Origin of the sequence: Neobacillus fumarioli NBRC 102428, from assembly GCF_001591485.1 — a bacterium.
Taxonomy (GTDB): Bacteria; Bacillota; Bacilli; order Bacillales; family Cytobacillaceae; genus Neobacillus; species Neobacillus fumarioli.
The window spans coordinates 1-17,170 of record NZ_BCUZ01000016.1 but is presented as its reverse complement, the minus strand read 5'-3'; the positions used below and the strand labels follow the sequence as shown (position 1 = coordinate 17,170).

Annotated in this window: 18 protein-coding genes and 2 riboswitches; of the genes, 14 read left to right on the top strand and 4 right to left on the bottom strand. The window is 39.2% G+C overall.

The window, feature by feature from the left end; all coding sequences use genetic code 11:
• The first annotated feature begins 207 nt into the window (after positions 1-207).
• From BFU02S_RS04860 to BFU02S_RS04850, 3 genes are all read left to right on the top strand, one after another.
• Complete coding sequence (locus tag BFU02S_RS04860; protein WP_066367362.1) at positions 208-1,788, top strand: peptide chain release factor 3; 1,581 nt, start codon at positions 208-210, stop codon at positions 1,786-1,788.
• Between the two features lie 361 nt (positions 1,789-2,149).
• Complete coding sequence (sigI, locus tag BFU02S_RS04855; RefSeq protein ID WP_066367359.1) at positions 2,150-2,896, top strand: RNA polymerase sigma factor SigI; 747 nt, start codon at positions 2,150-2,152, stop codon at positions 2,894-2,896.
• Positions 2,893-4,029, top strand: coding sequence for an anti-sigma-I factor RsgI family protein (locus BFU02S_RS04850; RefSeq protein WP_066367356.1), 1,137 nt, complete (start codon positions 2,893-2,895; stop codon positions 4,027-4,029). Before sigI ends, BFU02S_RS04850 begins: the two co-directional genes overlap by 4 nt.
• A gap of 50 nt (positions 4,030-4,079) precedes the next feature.
• Here the strand turns inward: BFU02S_RS04850 and BFU02S_RS04845 are convergent, their stop codons facing one another.
• Both BFU02S_RS04845 and BFU02S_RS04840 read right to left on the bottom strand, forming a co-directional pair.
• Positions 4,080-4,277, bottom strand: coding sequence for an alpha/beta-type small acid-soluble spore protein (locus BFU02S_RS04845; RefSeq protein WP_066367353.1), 198 nt, complete (start codon positions 4,275-4,277; stop codon positions 4,080-4,082).
• Positions 4,278-4,386: 109 nt separating this feature from the next.
• Positions 4,387-4,740, bottom strand: a complete 354-nt coding sequence (locus tag BFU02S_RS04840) for a DUF3905 domain-containing protein (protein ID WP_066367351.1) — start codon at positions 4,738-4,740, stop codon at positions 4,387-4,389.
• A 128-nt stretch (positions 4,741-4,868) separates the two neighbouring features.
• Here BFU02S_RS04840 and ykzP point away from each other — a divergent pair, with 128 nt between their 5' ends.
• Together ykzP and BFU02S_RS17480 are read left to right on the top strand one after the other, a co-directional pair.
• The gene (gene ykzP, locus BFU02S_RS16975; protein ID WP_169797575.1) at positions 4,869-5,036 is read left to right on the top strand and encodes a protein YkzP; all 168 of its coding nucleotides are present in this window, start codon (positions 4,869-4,871) and stop codon (positions 5,034-5,036) included.
• A complete protein-coding gene (locus BFU02S_RS17480; RefSeq protein ID WP_268872890.1) occupies positions 5,029-5,157 on the top strand; it encodes a hypothetical protein in 129 nt (42 codons plus the stop codon). Before ykzP ends, BFU02S_RS17480 begins: the two co-directional genes overlap by 8 nt.
• A 14-nt stretch (positions 5,158-5,171) precedes the next feature.
• Here BFU02S_RS17480 and BFU02S_RS04835 read toward each other — a convergent pair whose 3' ends face one another.
• Complete coding sequence (locus BFU02S_RS04835; RefSeq protein WP_066367344.1) at positions 5,172-6,917, bottom strand: B12-binding domain-containing radical SAM protein; 1,746 nt, start codon at positions 6,915-6,917, stop codon at positions 5,172-5,174.
• A gap of 198 nt (positions 6,918-7,115) precedes the next feature.
• On the opposite strand from BFU02S_RS04835, the gene BFU02S_RS04830 reads away from it, so the two are divergent.
• Positions 7,116-8,285 carry a PAS domain-containing sensor histidine kinase gene (locus tag BFU02S_RS04830; protein ID WP_066367339.1) on the top strand — a complete coding sequence of 390 codons (1,170 nt, stop codon included), beginning with the start codon at positions 7,116-7,118 and terminating at the stop codon, positions 8,283-8,285.
• A 200-nt stretch (positions 8,286-8,485) separates the two neighbouring features.
• On the opposite strand, the gene mtnK is transcribed toward BFU02S_RS04830, so the two are convergent.
• Positions 8,486-9,673 (bottom strand): S-methyl-5-thioribose kinase, encoded by a 1,188-nt coding sequence (mtnK, locus tag BFU02S_RS04825; RefSeq protein ID WP_066367336.1) that lies wholly within the window; start codon positions 9,671-9,673, stop codon positions 8,486-8,488.
• Between the two features lie 105 nt (positions 9,674-9,778).
• Positions 9,779-9,936, bottom strand: a riboswitch (SAM riboswitch).
• Between the two features lie 166 nt (positions 9,937-10,102).
• Here mtnK and BFU02S_RS04820 point away from each other — a divergent pair.
• From BFU02S_RS04820 to BFU02S_RS16265, 8 genes are all read left to right on the top strand, one after another.
• Positions 10,103-11,293, top strand: a complete 1,191-nt coding sequence (locus tag BFU02S_RS04820; RefSeq protein ID WP_066367331.1) for a pyridoxal phosphate-dependent aminotransferase — start codon at positions 10,103-10,105, stop codon at positions 11,291-11,293.
• A 47-nt stretch (positions 11,294-11,340) separates the two neighbouring features.
• Positions 11,341-11,445, top strand: a riboswitch (SAM riboswitch).
• A gap of 67 nt (positions 11,446-11,512) precedes the next feature.
• Positions 11,513-12,721 (top strand): 2,3-diketo-5-methylthiopentyl-1-phosphate enolase, encoded by a 1,209-nt coding sequence (gene mtnW / locus BFU02S_RS04815; RefSeq protein ID WP_066367327.1) that lies wholly within the window; start codon positions 11,513-11,515, stop codon positions 12,719-12,721.
• Entirely contained in the window at positions 12,722-13,390 is a 669-nt protein-coding gene (locus BFU02S_RS04810) for a 2-hydroxy-3-keto-5-methylthiopentenyl-1-phosphate phosphatase (RefSeq protein WP_066367326.1), read from the top strand. It begins immediately after the preceding gene.
• Positions 13,390-14,004 (top strand): methylthioribulose 1-phosphate dehydratase, encoded by a 615-nt coding sequence (locus BFU02S_RS04805; RefSeq protein WP_066367322.1) that lies wholly within the window; start codon positions 13,390-13,392, stop codon positions 14,002-14,004. Before BFU02S_RS04810 ends, BFU02S_RS04805 begins: the two co-directional genes overlap by 1 nt.
• Positions 14,005-14,028: 24 nt before the next feature.
• Positions 14,029-14,568, top strand: coding sequence for a 1,2-dihydroxy-3-keto-5-methylthiopentene dioxygenase (locus BFU02S_RS04800; RefSeq protein WP_066367319.1), 540 nt, complete (start codon positions 14,029-14,031; stop codon positions 14,566-14,568).
• A 321-nt stretch (positions 14,569-14,889) separates the two neighbouring features.
• The gene (locus BFU02S_RS04795) at positions 14,890-15,135 is read left to right on the top strand and encodes an aspartyl-phosphate phosphatase Spo0E family protein (RefSeq protein WP_066367317.1); all 246 of its coding nucleotides are present in this window, start codon (positions 14,890-14,892) and stop codon (positions 15,133-15,135) included.
• Between the two features lie 441 nt (positions 15,136-15,576).
• A complete protein-coding gene (locus tag BFU02S_RS04790; protein ID WP_066367316.1) occupies positions 15,577-16,872 on the top strand; it encodes an FAD-dependent oxidoreductase in 1,296 nt (431 codons plus the stop codon).
• Positions 16,872-17,156 carry a ferredoxin family protein gene (locus BFU02S_RS16265; RefSeq protein ID WP_084360988.1) on the top strand — a complete coding sequence of 95 codons (285 nt, stop codon included), beginning with the start codon at positions 16,872-16,874 and terminating at the stop codon, positions 17,154-17,156. Before BFU02S_RS04790 ends, BFU02S_RS16265 begins: the two co-directional genes overlap by 1 nt.
• Positions 17,157-17,170: the final 14 nt, after the last annotated feature.

Below are 17,170 nucleotides of genomic sequence, written 5' to 3'. Positions count from 1 at the left end.
TCTCATCTCCTTTAACAAGGGTCAATACCATTATAAAACAATTTCCAGAAAAATGGGCAAGGGAATCGGTGGAAAAAGAATAAAATATTAAATACCACTTTAACATACAAATAACGCCTGAACACATTCTAATATTGCAAAGTTTAAATCTGCACGCTAAGATTGATTTTATGGACAAAATTTTTGTCAAAAGAGAGGATAGACTTTATGGGTAAGAATTTTAAAGAAGAGGTTTTATCGCGAAGGACATTCGCCATTATTTCCCATCCGGATGCCGGTAAAACGACATTAACGGAAAAATTATTATTATTTGGCGGTGCTATTCGTGATGCAGGAACCGTAAAGGCAAAGAAGACAGGAAAATTTGCCACGAGTGACTGGATGGAAATTGAAAAACAACGGGGAATATCTGTAACTTCCAGCGTCATGCAATTTGATTATAACGGCTATCGGGTCAATATTCTTGATACTCCGGGTCACCAGGATTTTAGTGAAGACACCTATCGAACATTGATGGCTGTGGATAGTGCTGTGATGATTGTTGATTCGGCAAAAGGGATTGAAGAGCAGACCATTAAGCTTTTTAAGGTTTGCCGCATGAGAGGAATTCCGATTTTTACCTTTATGAATAAGCTTGACCGCCAAGGGAAGCCGCCACTTGAATTGCTAGCGGAATTGGAAGAGGTTCTAGGGATTGAATCTTATCCGATGAATTGGCCGATTGGAATGGGAAAAGAATTCCTTGGGATCTACGACAGATTTTACAACCGGGTTGAACAATTCCGTGTTAATGAAGAAGAACGGTTTGTTCCATTAAGTGACGAAGGTGAAATTCCTGACGGTCATCCTTTAAGAGACTCCGGACTCTATGACCAGACACTTGAAGAAATTATGCTGTTGAATGAAGCGGGAAATGAGTTTTCCGCAGAACGGGTGGCAGCTGGAACATTAACGCCTGTATTTTTTGGAAGTGCGTTAACGAATTTCGGTGTGCAAACCTTTCTTGAAACCTATTTGCAATTTGCTCCGCCGCCAAAAGCCAGAAACTCATCGATTGGTGAAATAGATCCGCTTTCCGAACAGTTTTCTGGATTTGTATTTAAAATTCAGGCGAATATGAATCCTGCTCACAGGGATCGAATTGCCTTTGTCCGTATTTGTTCGGGAAAATTTGAACGCGGTATGGCGGTAAATCTTCCTCGGTTAGGCAAACAATTAAAGATTGCCCAATCGACTACGTTTATGGCAGAAGAGAGAAATACCGTTGATGAAGCAGTAAGCGGGGATATTATTGGTTTATATGATACTGGAACCTATCAAATTGGCGATACACTCACAACCGGTAAGGAGCAATTTCAATTTGAAAGGCTGCCTCAATTTACTCCTGAGCTGTTTGTCAGAGTTTCAGCAAAAAATGTTATGAAACAAAAATCTTTTCATAAAGGTATTCAGCAACTTGTTCAAGAGGGAGCCATTCAGCTGTTTAAAACAGTAAAAATGGAAGAATATATATTAGGTGCTGTAGGGCAGCTGCAATTTGAGGTGTTTGAGCACCGTATGAAAAATGAATATAATGCCGAGGTTTTAATGGAACGGCTCGGTTCAAAGATCGCCCGCTGGATTGAAAATGATGAGGTGGATGAGAACCTTTCAAGCTCCCGGAGCATGCTTGTGAAAGACCGATATGACCATTATGTATTTTTATTCGAAAACGACTTTGCCCTTAGATGGTTTCAAGAGAAAAATCCAAATGTGAAACTGTATAACCCAATGGATCGGCATGAATAATCGAAAAGCCTCTGATCAGATATACTTGGTCCAGAGGCTTTTTTCTTGAAAGATAAGAAAGTATAAATTTGACTTCGAAAATTGTCCAGCGCAAGCGTCCTAGCCCCTCGGGACAAAAACCAGATGCCCTAAAAGTCCAAAAACCAGACTTTTAGGGCAGAAGAACATTTGCCTGTCGGGGCTGACCAAGGCGCCCCGCGCTTTTCTTGTCGACAAAATTTTATTAACACCCCCACAAATCCCTAAACTGCAAACGTAACTATGTAGTGAAATTTGCAAGCCGAATTCCTCAGGAGTTTCTTCCATTACGCCCCTAAAGACCCGGTTCATATGTTATAATGGGTCGAATAGAGGTGAGCGAATGTTAGGTTTATTATTTTCGACCAAGAAAAAGAGACGCGCATTGGAAGAAGCGGCAGTCTTAATTCAACAAGGTGACAAAACCCTCCTAAATGAAATCATTCATGACTATAAACCTTTTATTGCCAAAACAGTTTCCTCTGTTTGCAAACGATATATATATGAAACAGACGATGAATTTAGTATTGGATTAATTGCCTTTAATGAAGCGCTTGGGAAATACTCCAAAGATCGAGGAAATTCCCTTTTAAGTTTTGCAGAAGTTATTATTAAAAGACGCGTTATTGATTATATTCGAAAGCAATCGAAAAACCAGTACATCAGCTTGGATTTAGCTCCCGCTTCCCCTGAAGAAGAATCACCGGGGAGTGTCATCGTCAATGAGCTTTCTGTTGAAGAATATAATAAAAAGAAAGATGAACAGTTAAGAAAAGAAGAAATTATTCGGTTTCAAGCATTACTGGAAACGTTTGATTTGAGTTTTAAAGATTTGGTGAAGAATTCCCCAAAACATGCTGACGCAAGGAAAAATGCAATAGCTGTGGCGAAAGTTTTAGTAGAAAACCAAGATTTGAGAGAGCAGTTGTATGAAAAAAAGCGGCTTCCCGTCAAAGAACTAGAAAAAATGGTAGATGTCAGCAGAAAAACGATTGAGCGGAACCGAAAGTATATCATTGCGATTGCACTTATATTATCAAGTGATTATATATATCTTAAAGAATATTTAAGGGGGGTGCTTGATAATTGAGAAAAGGTATGATTATGCAAATAGAGGAAAGATATTTGCTCGTACTCACCCCTGAGGGCGAATTTTTGCAGGCAATTAGACAAGACAAGGCATATTCTGTGGGTGAGGAAATTCAGTTTTTTCCTGAAGGAAGAGCGATATTCAGTCGAACATTTTGCACAGTAAAGAATTGGGTGAAACCCCCTGCCTTGATTATTGCAACGGCTTTGTTTATCTTTCTGGGAGCATTTTTTTCGATGTTTCAAAATAATAAAGCATATGCCTATATGTCCATTGATGTAAATCCAAGTTTGGAACTTGGGATCAATAAAAAAATGCAAGTTGTAGAATTAACTCCCTTCAATAAGGAAGGGAAAAAGGTAATTTCTCAACTGAAAGACTGGAAGAACGAAGAGGTTTACGGGTTAACAGAAAAGATTTTAAAAATTATAGAAAAAGACGGTTTCTTAAAAAATAATCATCGTGTGATTATCTCAACAGTTCGCACCAATCAAGCGGATCAAGAGGTTGAGAAGAAGCTGGAAAATAATATAAAGGAAATTGAGGCATCCGTATTTGCCCGGCATCTTGAGCTGACCATGTTAAGCTGTACGGAAAAAGACTTGCAAAAGGCACATAAGCTTGGAATTACTGCAGGGAAATATCAGATAGAGAATACAAAAAAAGCTGGAGCAGAAACGACAGAACCAGATTCTGAACAGAAGAAAAAAGGAATTCCAGCAAATCCGACTGTCCCTCAACCATCAGAGGAAATAAAACCTGCTGTGTCACAACCGCCAGAGAAGAAAAAGCAAGTTGCTCCGGAATCGACCGAGCAGAGTATGCCAAAACCTTCAGAGCAAATAAAAAGGCAAGATGAAAACGGAAGCAAAAGTCAATATCATCATTTCGAAAGAAAAATTCAACCTGAAGCGAAAAATCAAGCAGTTCCCCACCCAATGCCACCGGGACAGTTAAAAAAGGAATCGGAATCCGAAGCTACACGAAATAATGGGCATGTTAAAAAGCGATTCTTTCAAGTACATAAAGAGGAGCAAAATCATAAGCAAAAACAGAATGAATATAAACATGACAACCATCACGACAACTCTCATGGCCACCATTCTGACAACCATCAAAACGGTCGTCATTGATTATAGGTCCAGCTTAAAGCCGGACCTTTTTCCAAATGAATATGTGATTGTTATTCAGACTTACCGGATAATCGGGACTGGGCTTGTTTTACGAGTCTTTTCGTAATTTCCCCGCCAACAGAGCCATTTGCTCTCGAGGCAGTATCTGAACTTAAGTGAACGCCAAATTCCTGGGCAATTTCATATTTTACCTGATCCAAATATTGTTCAATTCCAGGTACTAATAATTTATTTCTGCTATTTGCCATTTGTATTGTCACCCCTTCTCATGAGAGTAATTGCATCTCTCTGTATTGTTATTATGAATTTGCTTTGTCTTTTTCATAAATGGAAATGTTTATCGGAATTGGAATCTTCTTAGTCTGTTCCCACACTTACATCTATTGTCGGATGCATAAACGGTGAACCTTGGGGGGGTCGTTTGGTCTCGAGGAGCTCCCGGTTTTCAGTTGTATTCCAGCCGATATCATTTGTTGGATGCACCCATTCTGGACCTGACATAATGGCCGGATCCGTATCCTTTGACCAGTTTTCTAATGGAGAATTAGCAGAAGTATATTTGCTGTCTCCGATCGTAACGCCATACTGATTAACAAATGGAGCTTCCATTTTTATACCGGTTCCTTTAAAGCTTGGTGCATTGATTTGATGCGGCATCGTTTCTTCAAGGCTGACTTGTTTTGGCGAAAATTTGTTTTGTTTCCTTTCCATATACATCACCCCTGTTTTTTCATTATTGTCCTCTAACCTTATGTTATTTATTTATAAAAAACAAACGAATATAAACCGTAATTTGAAGAAAACTATGATTGTAAGAAAATTTTTGAGGGGGAATTTTGATGGTGAAGCGGAAGGCAGAGTTCGATGCAGTAGAAAAATATACAAAGACACCTCGTAAAAATATCCAGGAAAGTGAATTTTCCGCAGAATTCACAGACAATAATAATGCAATCAGATTTGCAAATCGGAATTCAAAGTTAGGGAAAAAGGGCAGAAGCAATGACTAAACGAAGAAAAACACCGCCCCGCATACCGGTTCAGGAATTCAGCTTTGAATACGGGGACGTGAATGGCATACCGCTTGTTGAAGAAAAGAAAAAACAAAGTAAACTAAAAAAAGAAAAATAAGCCGAAAATTCGGCTTATTTTTCTTTAAACAGGAAAACATAAGTCCTATTATTGATCGTATCAAAATATGCCAATAAAAAGGCAGGAGTTCTATCAACTTCCCCAGATGCTAAATATTTGGCTAAATCAAATGAAATTTCTTCAAGCATTGTTCGTTTAAATATTTCCGCTTCATTCAGGTTAAGGTTAACAAATTCTTTTCCCAGCATTGCCGGATTTTCAGAAATGCGTTTGTAAATTAGGGATCGTGTTTTTTTATCGATCTCATGAGTCCACCATGGCTTTCTTGGTTTGTATTTATGGTGGATCAAATAATCGTATTTCATTAAACTAGCAATAATGTCAAGCTGATCAGCAGCTTTTGTCTGAAGAAATGTATAAAGCCGCCGGAACAAGTCTTCCAGCTGGTGCCCAATTCTCGACCAGCCTTGTTCATCCCAGAATGAACCGAATTCCTGATAAAAATCAAATGGAGTCTCAAATACATTTGTCACTAAAAATTCGACTGTGTGATCCATTCGATGGTCATTCCAATACTTTTCTAAAACGTCCTCCACTTGCTTAATTTTAATCACATCATCGAAAGATAATACATTATTAGACAAAATTTCATATGGAGATTGATCCATAAAGACATATTGATGTTCCTGAGCTCTTAGACGAACTCCTGTCCCACGAAGCATTTTTAAAAAACCAAGCTGTAATTCTTCTGGCCTCATTTCAAACACATCATTAAAGGTATTGCGAAATGACCAATAGTCCTCCTCAGGAAGCCCTGCAATTAAATCAAGATGTTGGTCGATTTTCCCGCCTTTTTTCACCATCGTAACGGTTCTCTTTAGTTTTGAAAAATTTTGTTTCCGTTTTACAAGTTCATTTGTCAGGTCGTTCGTTGATTGGACACCAATTTCAAACCGGAACAGCCCCTTCGGTGCTTCCCTATTTAGAAATTCAATCACCTCAGGTCGCATAATATCCGCGGTAATTTCAAATTGAAATACGACTCCGGGAAGGTGTTCATCGATCAAAAAGCGGAACATCTCCATCGCATAGCTTCTGCTGATATTAAAGGTACGATCAACGAATTTTATCGTTTTTGCTCCATTAGCCATAAGCCAGCGAATATCCTCTTTAATTTTTTCCCGGTCAAAGTATCGGACCCCAACCTCAATGGAGGATAGGCAAAATTGGCAGCTGAATGGGCATCCTCGGCTTGTTTCAATATAGGTGATCCGTTTTGACAGCTGGGGAATATCCTCCGGAAATCTATACGGAGAGGGAAGTTCCCGTAGGTCTAATTTATTTCTTTGTGGTGTGATGACTGGCTGGCCTCCGCTGCGATAGGCAATTCCGGGCACATTGGCGAAATTTTTTTCTGTATGAATTTCTGTCAATAATTGCTTAAAGGTTAATTCTCCTTCTCCCATTACGATCACGTCTATTCCCGGATAATTCTCCATCCATTCCAGCGTGTCGTAACTAACTTCCGGACCACCCAAAATAATGAAAAGCTCTGGGTCTATTTTTTTGAGCATATTGACGATTTTAAGAGTTTCTTCAATATTCCATATATAGCAGCTGAACCCTATTACATCTGGTTTTTGCTGATACAAATCTGTAACAATATTTATGGATGGATCTTTGATTGTGTACTCTTTTATTTGAATGTCAAACTCTGGCGCCGCAAATGCCTTTAGGTAGCGGATTGCTAAGTTTGTATGGATAAACTTCGCGTTTAAAGCAGCACATATAACTTTCATAATAAAGCTCCTTTTCATTACTAAAACACTTCTAATTATAGCCTATTTTCACCGATTCTGACAGAAGGCAAACATTGGGACAGAGAGGAATAAGATAAGCGGTAAATATATTGTCAAATTTAAAAGGATATTTCCATTTTATGAAGAATATACACATTGAAATGTACTGGATTTTGGTTAAAAGCGGGGTAGCATGAAATGATAAAACGATTCCATGTTAAAGAGCCAGTGATATCAGTCGATAGTTTAGAACAAAAATCGAAACCTATGATAGAACTAGGGAAAGAAACAATCGAAAGTTTAAAGGCTAGTGAACAGATGTATTGGCGGATATTCGAGGATTCGATTGATGGGATGCTTTTGTGGAATAATGAATTGCGAATTGTCGATGCAAACTGCATGGCTGAAAAAATGTATAAATTGCCAAAAGAACAAATGATCGGTCAGAAAGTGTATGAGCTTATTAACTTTCCGCAAGAAATAGAGGAGAAAGTCTTTGACCATTTAAAACAAGTCCTTCAAAAAGGAAAACATTCATCTTCTATTGTTATTGAAATAAAAGATGGAAAAAAAAGACACTATGAATATTCCTCAAAGCTTGAAATTGTTCAGGGCTTAAATTTTACAGTTATTAAAGATGTTACAGCTAAAGCAAGAATCGAGGAGCAACTTAGGAAATCGGAGACTTTAAATGTAATTGGAGAATTGGCAGCAGGGATCGCACATGAAATCAGAAATCCAATGACGGCTTTAAAAGGTTTTATTCAATTACTTGAAGGAAGTATTAAAGAGGAACACTCGATGTATTATCAGGTTATTACTTCTGAACTTCAGCGGGTTGATTCTATTATTAATGAATTTTTGCTGCTTGCAAAGCCGCAGGCCATCAAGTTTCAGGAAAAAGACGTCATTCAAATTATGAAAGAAACGATTGATCTTTTAAACGCTCAGGCGGTACTTCATAATGTTCAATTTTCAACCATATTTGATGACCATCTGCCGCCGATTTTCTGTGAGCCAAATCAATTGAAAAAAGTATTTGTGAATCTGATCAAAAATGCGATAGAAGTCATGCCAAATGGCGGCACGATTACAGTTAAGATTAGCGGAAATAAAAACAATCAAATTCATATTTCAATTAAAGATGAAGGAATAGGGATTCCTAAAGAGAAACTAAAACGATTAGGAGAGCCTTTTTATACAACAAAAGAAAGAGGAACAGGCTTAGGGTTAATGGTCAGTTATCGAATTATTGAGGAACATAAAGGGAACATTCAGATTGAAAGTCAAGAGGGAAAAGGATCTACTTTTCACATCTATCTTCCGATTCATCTTCACTACGATATGCCAAAAACCACTTCCATATAAGAAAGTGTTTTTTTGCTGTTTAACGGAATTGTATAATATTGAGTGTGAATAACTTTGATGTATGTTATCTGAATCCAGCTCAAGCGCCTAGCCCCTCGGGACAAAAAACAGATGCACTAAAAGTCTAAAAACCAGACTTTTAGTGCAGAAGAACCTTTGCCTGTCGGGACTGACCAATGCGCTTACGCTTTTTTTTATGATTATTTTAAAACATCTTTTACCTTTGTGAATAAAGCTGAAAGCTCTTTGATTTCTTTTCGTTCCTTAATCATTTCGGCTCCAAGTTCAAGTGTTTGCTGTTTTGCTGCTAACCTTTTTACATCGTCTTCGATTAGATCCAAATCGGCAACATGTGCCAAGCCGATTGTCCTGCGGATTAACTCACATCCGGCAAAGCCGATTGCATCTTCGAAAAATTTCGACAAATTTCTATACAGAAATCTTTCTGTTTTTGCTAAAGGCTCTTTATTTTCCTCATACCATAACTGTGAATATTCGTCCCTGAATGTATGCCAAACCGTTTCAATATGTTTTATAAACAGGTTTCGTTTTTCATTGTTCACAATAACTTGGAAAAGCAGATTGGCAAAAACTTGGCCAATATCAAATCCTGCCGGACCGTAGAAGGCAAATTCCGAGTCAATGATTTTTGTTTCACAAGGATTGGCAAATACACTGCCAGTATGTAGATCGCCGTGAAGTAGGGCTTCGGCTTCCGTTAGAAAGCTCTTCTTCAGAACATTCACATGGAACTTTAGTTCATTATCCTGCCATAAGTTTTTCACAGCAGAAAGTAAACCTTCTTCAAAATCGTTTGTCTCTGCATTATAGTAAGGGTCAGTAAATATTAAGTCTTCTGTTATTTTGCATAACTCGGGATTGATAAATTGTTGAACGAGCTGTTTTTTTGCACCTGGCCCCAATCCATAATCGGATGTGAAAAATAATGTTTTTGCAAGGAATTCACCGAGATGCTTGGAAATGAGGGGATAGGTTTCTCCATTAATAAAACCAGTTCTTGCAATGGTCATGTGTGAAAGGTCTTCCATGACCGTTACAGCCAGCACCTCATCTGTATAAAAGACCTTAGGAACATAATCCGGGACAATTTGTCCAAATAATTTGAGCGAATCAGCTTCAATCTTTGCCCTTTTTATTGTTAAAGGCCAGCTTTCACCGACTACTTTAGCGTAAGGCAATGCTTGTTTGATAATGATGCTTTTTCCATTTTCCGAATCCATAATATGGAAAACAAGATTAAGATTACCATCACCTATTTCTCTGCATGAAAGATTCACGGATTCTGGGAATAGATTTAAGCTTACGGCCAGTCGTATAGCAGTATCTTCTGTTAAGGGTTGATATTCTTTTATTTTTACTAGACTCATAGTCGTTCCTCCTTATCCTGGAGGCTTTTAAGCACTTGACCAGCACTAAAAAGCCTCTTTCCTTTCTGAAAGAGGCGTAGTTAACAGAAATCTGTTAATTAATGCCTCTTATCTCTCAGAAAGGGTATACTTCTGTTGGAATTAGCACCGTGCCTTACAGAGGAAAGCCTCCGGCGCTTTTTATGCGCCCCATTTCACAATGGTATTACGGTCGGTTGCTGGGCTTCAAAGGGCCAAATCCCTCAGCCAGCTCGTGATAAGAGTATTAAAATTTCAAATATTTTTCATGTTTGAAAAAACTATAACAGGTTAAAAAGAATATTGTCAATATTTTTATTATATATTTTTCTTTACAAGCTGTTTTAAAAGTTATATTATTTGTGAGAATTTCAACAAAAATTTCGACAATGAACTAAAGAAGGTGAGGATGTGAAGCAATTTCCGCCATCGGATTTATTGAACAGCTTGCCGAAACAATTTTTTGCTTCGCTTGTGAACACGGTCAATCAATTTATTCAGCAGGGGTATGATGTGATCAATTTAGGCCAGGGAAATCCGGACCAGCCGACGCCCTCTCATATTGTGGCAAAACTGCAAGAAGCTGCAGAAAACCCCGTTAACCATAAGTATTCGCCGTTTCAAGGCCATCGATATTTAAAACAGGCTGTAGCACAATTTTATCAGCGGGAATACGGGGTAACCATTGCCCCGGATACAGAAGTTGCGATCCTTTTTGGCGGCAAGGCCGGATTAGTCGAAATACCACAATGTCTAGTAAATCAGGGCGAAACCATTCTTGTTCCGGATCCGGGCTATCCCGATTATTGGTCAGGTGTTGCATTGGCACGGGCGGACGCGGCCATAATGCCATTACAGGAGGAGAATCATTTCTTGCCTGATTATTCCAAACTCACTTCGGATGTACTGGAAAAGGCAAAATTAATGTTTCTCAACTATCCGAATAATCCTACTGGGGCTGTTGCTACGAAAGATTTTTTTGATGAAACGGTCCGCATGGCACGAGAGCATGATATTTGTGTCGTTCATGACTTTGCCTACGGGGCAATTGGATTTGATGGGAAAAAGCCAATCAGTTTTCTTCAATCTGAAGGAGCAAAGGAAGTTGGCATTGAAATTTATACTCTTTCCAAAACCTATAATATGGCAGGCTGGCGTGTTGGTTTTGCCGTAGGCAATTCATCCGTGATCCGCTCGATCGAACTCTTACAGGATCACCTCTATGTCAGTTTGTTCGGAGCTGTACAGGAGGCGGCTCGTGAGGCGCTGACTGGACCGCAAGAATGTGTAAAAGAACTAACTGCACTATATGAACGTAGACGGAATGTACTGATTGACGGACTCCAGTCACTTGGATGGCAGGTAACAGCTCCTGCTGGTTCATTCTTTGCCTGGCTGAAGGTGCCGGCTGAATTTTCTTCAGCACAATTTGCTAATCTATTGCTTGAAAAAGCCCATATTGCAGTGGCACCCGGCATAGGATTTGGACAGTTTGGCGAAGGCTATGTCCGTGTAGGGCTATTAACTTCTGAGGAGCGTCTGAAAGAAGCTGTCAGAAGAATAAGTCGTTTGGAAATTTTTAAAAAACACGTTGACATTTAATGATTTTCTAGTAAAATAAAGTTGAAAAATGTATAGGATCAATCGTTTTCTTATCAAGAGTAGGCGGAGGGACTAGCCCAATGAAGCCCGGCAACCGACTTATGTTTTAAGCACGGTGCTAATTCTTGCAGCAATTTGCTGAAAGATGAGAAGATGTTAGTCTGATTTCTAACCTCTTCTCCTTGAAGAGGTTTTTTACTTTATAAAGGAAGTGTCGATATGTCTGAGATCATTGCCACCTATTTGATTCAAGAAGAAACAAATCTGGAGAAAAAAGCAGAAGAAATTGCTTTAGGTTTAACAGTCGGTTCGTGGACGAACTTGCCGGAACTTGAAAAAACACAATTGCTTAAACATAAAGGAAGAGTCGTTTCAATTGAGGGGATTTCTGAAAGGCAAGATCAATCATTGATCCGCATCGCCTACCCGACGCTTAATTTTTCCAATGATTTACCTGCAATTCTGGTCACTGTGTTTGGAAAGCTGTCTTTAGATGGCAAAATAAAATTACTAGATTTACAGTTTAATAAAGCATTAAAACGGGCCTTTCCAGGGCCGCGTTTTGGAATTGAGGGAATCCGCGAGCGGCTCAATGTGTACGACCGTCCGTTGTTAATGAGTATTTTCAAAGGGATTATAGGAAAAGACCTGGCATTCTTGACCGAGCAGTTAAAACAACAGGCATTAGGCATGGTCGATTTAGTAAAAGACGATGAAATTTTGTTTGAAAATGAACTGACACCATTTGAAAAGCGAATAACTGCCGGGAAGCAAGTTTTGCAGGAGGTTTTTGAGCAAATCGGGCATCGCACCTTGTATGCCGTAAATCTAACAGGCAGAACATCCAAGCTACGTGATCAAGCCAGAAGAGCTAGGGAACTTGGAGCTGACCTATTGTTATTTAATGTATTTTCTTACGGATTAGACGTTCTTCAGGAACTTAGAGAAGATGATGAGATTGCTCTACCTCTGATGGCCCATCCTGCGGTAAGCGGTGCCTTGACATCTTCCCCATATTATGGGATTTCTCATTCGCTTTTGTTAGGAAAATTGCTTCGTTATGCAGGAGCTGATTTAGGGTTATTTCCATCACCGTACGGAACGGTGGCTCTTGAAAAAACTGCAGCACTATCCATTGCGGAAGAGTTAACAAAGGAAGATGATTTTAAGCGGACATTTCCGGTACCATCTGCCGGCATTCATCCGGGGCTTGTCCCATTATTAATCCGTGATTTCGGGATTGATTCCGTTATTAATGCCGGCGGTGGCGTACACGGACATCCTGATGGCGCACGCGGAGGAGGTATGGCATTCCGCCAGGCGATTGACACGAATCTTCAAGGAAAGCTTCTTTCAGAAGGAGCAAAACACTATCCGGAACTTCAAAAGGCACTCAAGCTTTGGGGGAATGCTGAGGTGACTGCTTAAATGACAAAACCAATCATTTATTGTGATTTTGATGGAACTGTAACAGAAAGTGATAACATTATTGCGATCATGAAACGATTTGCCCCACCTGAGTGGGAACCAATTAAAGATCAGATCCTTTCCCGGCAAATTTCAGTCCGGGAGGGGGTCGGTCGGCTATTTCAATTATTGCCAAGCAATCTGAAAGAAGAAATTACTGCATTTGCAATTGAAAATGCAAGGATTCGTCCGGGCTTTAAAGAATTTGTGGAGTTTACCCGAACGGAGCAAATACCTCTTTATATTGTCAGCGGAGGGATAGACTTTTTTGTTTATCCGATTTTAGAGCCATATGGTCCGTTTGCAGGTGTTTTTTGCAATTCATCTGATTTTACAGGCGATAGGATTAATATTCTTTGGCCCCATAGCTGTGATTCGTTATGTGGAAATGATTGTGGCTGCTGTAAGCCAAGTATTATCCGGTCATTAAATCATGAGAACCGTTATAAAATTGTGATTGGTGACTCGGTTACCGATCTTGAAGCAGCAAAATATGCTGACTTTGTTTTAGCAAGGGATCTGCTGTTGAAAAAATGCGCAGAATGGAGCATTAATCATCAAGGATTTCATACATTTTTCGAGTGTATCGACGCACTCAAACAGCAACTGAAGGCAGGCGATCCGGCTTGATGAAGGAAAAATGGAAAGAATTAGCCGATGTGAAGGATGAACTGGCTGAGAGGGACTGGTTTATGGGAACGAGCGGCAATCTGGCGATTAAAGTGAGTGAAAACCCGCTGCAATTTTTAGTGACAGCAAGCGGAAAGGATAAACGTAAACGAACGGATGAAGATTTCCTGCTGGTAGATGAGTTTGGAGGAGCCGTCAGAGAAACCCATTTAAAGCCATCGGCAGAAACACTGCTTCATGTTGAAATCTATCGCAAGACTAATGCAGGCTGCAGCCTGCATGTTCATACAATTGATAATAATGTCATTTCTGAAGTATATGGCGACCTTGGTCAAGTCACATTTAGAGGGCAAGAGCTAATCAAAGCATTTGATTTATGGGAAGAAGATGCCGAGTTAATAATCCCGATTATTCCTAATTATGCCCACATACCGACACTTGCTGAAACTTTTTCTAAGCATGTTTTGCACGATAAAGGCGCTGTTCTGATTCGCAATCATGGTATTACTGTATGGGGCAGAACAGCATTTGAAGCAAAGAAAATTCTTGAAGCATCTGAATTTTTGTTCCGCTATCAGCTCCGGCTGTTGGAATATAAATCTAAAGTGTTTTAAATAAAGAAAAGGAGAGGAACTTTATTGGCTTATATTACATTTCAAAATAAAGAAGGGCGTATTGACCTGCAAGAAGAAGTAGCACAGTTTCTTGCATCCCAGGAAGTTATTTATGAAAACTGGGATATCACCAAACTTCCTGCTTCTCTTGTAGAAAAATATTTATTAACCGACGACGAAAAAGAAGAAATTTTGCGAGTATTCGCAAAAGAAATTGCTGATATTTCAGCAAGACGTGGCTACAAAGCTCAAGACATTATCTCTTTATCCGAAAATACACCAAACTTAGAGACTTTGCTGCAAAACTTTAAGCAGGAGCATCATCATACAGATGATGAAGTTCGCTTTATCGTGAGTGGACATGGTGTTTTTGTCATTCAAGGAAAAGATGGAGAATTTTTTGAAGTGCATCTCAATCCTGGTGACTTGATTTCCGTTCCGGAAAATACGCGACATTATTTTACACTAGAAGACGACCGTAAAGTTGTGGCGATCAGAATTTTTGTCACAACAGAAGGCTGGGTACCGATTTATGAGAAGCAGGAAATAAATAATGAATTGTGAAAACGAAAGACTGGCTGATATGTTTACAGCTGGTCTTTTTGTTTATTTTCCATAATTGGAAATTATTTTTAAAATCGAATATCTTTAAAGTTAAATGAGTGTTCATAACGAGCAGCATTTATTGAAAAGAATGGTTAAAGGAGAGGCTGTGTCGAAAATAGAGAAATTACGTTATTGGATTTGTTGAAAAACGAAATATTTAGCTTGTTTTGTCTAGTTTTGCGAAAGTATTTACATTTGTAAAATTTCTTGTCATAATCTTTCAAGTAGTCTACTTTTTTGACAAATAATAGTATGTTTTAATGAGGTAGGGAGATAACATTGTCTGAATATTGTATGAGTCCGCATGAAATGATTGAAGAAATTAAGCTAAAACGGGAATTGATGATTAAAAGCGCAAATACATTGGGGTTTACAAATGAGGAAACCATTAAATGCAGCCAAGAACTTGATGAACTAATTAATAAATATCATCGCATGATGGGACAAGCCCCAAAACCAAACAAAGAGGAAGTTAAATTTGCTTTTAAACAAATGGTCATGAATTACCCGAAGGTTTTAGTCTAGAAACAGATGGCATATCATATTTTATGTTTAAAAAAGTCAGGATCCATTAATCATTATTATGACAAGAAAGACCTTCTTGCAGTCTATTAGTTTAAGATCCTTGTTCGTGTAGAAAGAAGGTCTTTTTGACGATTTTACACTTGCATTTCCACCAATAATCAAATTGAACCCCCTGAATATTCATCCAATAGGTTCTGAAATCCTCAAGACTAAGATCACGATCCCAATCCATAACGATCATCCTAAAAAAGAAAAGTCCCATCACCGGTAATATGCTATTATGGCGATTCATATATCGTTAATAAAGCGTTTTACATTAAAGACTATCGTTTTAATGATTTTTCAAAATAAAGGAGGGGAGTCCTCACTTAATTGTCTGTGTGAAACAAGTACTTGAGCCGAAAATCTAAATAAGAAGCTGAAATGGCGGTGAAATGAGTCATGTATGAAAAATTTGATGTGATAGTAGTCGGGGCAGGCCCGGCAGGTACTGCTTGTGCCTTTACATGTGCCAAGAATGGCTTAAATGTTCTACAAATTGAAAGAGGGGAATATCCAGGGTCCAAAAACGTAATGGGAGGTGTTCTTTATCGTAAACAAATGGAAGAGTTAATTCCGGAATTCTGGAAAGAGGCACCGCTTGAACGCCCTGTTATCGAACAGCGTTTTTGGGTGATGGATCCCGAATCTGTCGTGCAATTTGGCTACAAAGGCCTTGAATGGGCAGTCGAGCCTTATAATAATTTCACCGTATTACGAGCGCAGTTTGACCAGTGGTTTGCAAAAAAGGCTGTAGAAGCCGGTTCGCTTTTAATCAATGAAACCGTTGTAACGGAATGTATAGTTGAAAACGGCAAGGTTGTTGGTGTCCGTACAGACCGCCCCGATGGTGAAGTATACGCCGATGTCGTCGTGTTAGCAGACGGTGTGAATTCACTTCTAGCAAAACAATTAGGATTTCATAAGGAATTTCGCCCGGATGAAGTCGCTTTAACGGTAATGGAAGTGATTAATCTTCCGAAGGATAGAATCAATGAACGTTTTAACCTCGAAGATAACCAGGGCTGCACAATTGAGATTTTTGGCGATTCAACGAAAGGCAACTTAGGAACAGCGTTTCTTTATACGAACAAAGAAAGTTTGAATATCGGGGTAGGAACAACTTTATCAAGCATGATTAAAGCAAGATTAAAGCCATATGAGCTTTTGGATTATTTAAAGAATCATCCGATGGTCAAACCATACCTTGCCGGCGGAGAGTCTGCTGAGTATCTTGCTCACCTGATTCCGGAAGGTGGATACCGTTCTGTTCCAAAAGTAGCAGGTAACGGTGTTGTTGTCATTGGTGATGCAGCCCAGCTTGTTAATGCTATCCATCGTGAAGGATCGAACATGGCAATGCATTCCGGAAAACTGGCTGCGGAGGCCATCATTCGGGCAAAACAGCGTGAGGACTTTAGTGAAGCCAGCTTAAATAGCTACCGGGAAGCACTTTTTGACAGTTTCATTATAAAAGATTTAGAGAAATATAAAGATGCCACCCACACATTTGAAAAATATCCTCAATACTTTAATGACTACCTACCGATGATGAATAAAGCGATGAGCAAGTTCTTCACCGTAGATGGAACATCGAAACGTGAAAAACAAAAACAAATCATTAAGAGTATTACAGGAGAGAAAGGAACCTTTAGAGTATTGCAAGATCTATATCGTGCCTGGAAGGCGGTGAAATAATGTCAACGAAGAATATTGAGGAAAAGCAATATTTAATCCGCTTTAAGTGTGATATGAAGTCCCATCTTACTGTTCTCGACCATGACATTTGCATGAGCAAATGCCCGGATAAAATATGTACCATCTTTTGTCCTGCCGAGGTCTATAAGTGGGAAGGAACTCGGATGCAGGTCGGTTATGAAGGCTGTCACGAATGCGGCAGCTGCCGAATTGGCTGCCCATACCAAAATATTAAATGGGAATATCCAAAAGGCGGACATGGAATTGTGTTCCGGCTGGCTTAAAATGAAAAAAGGGG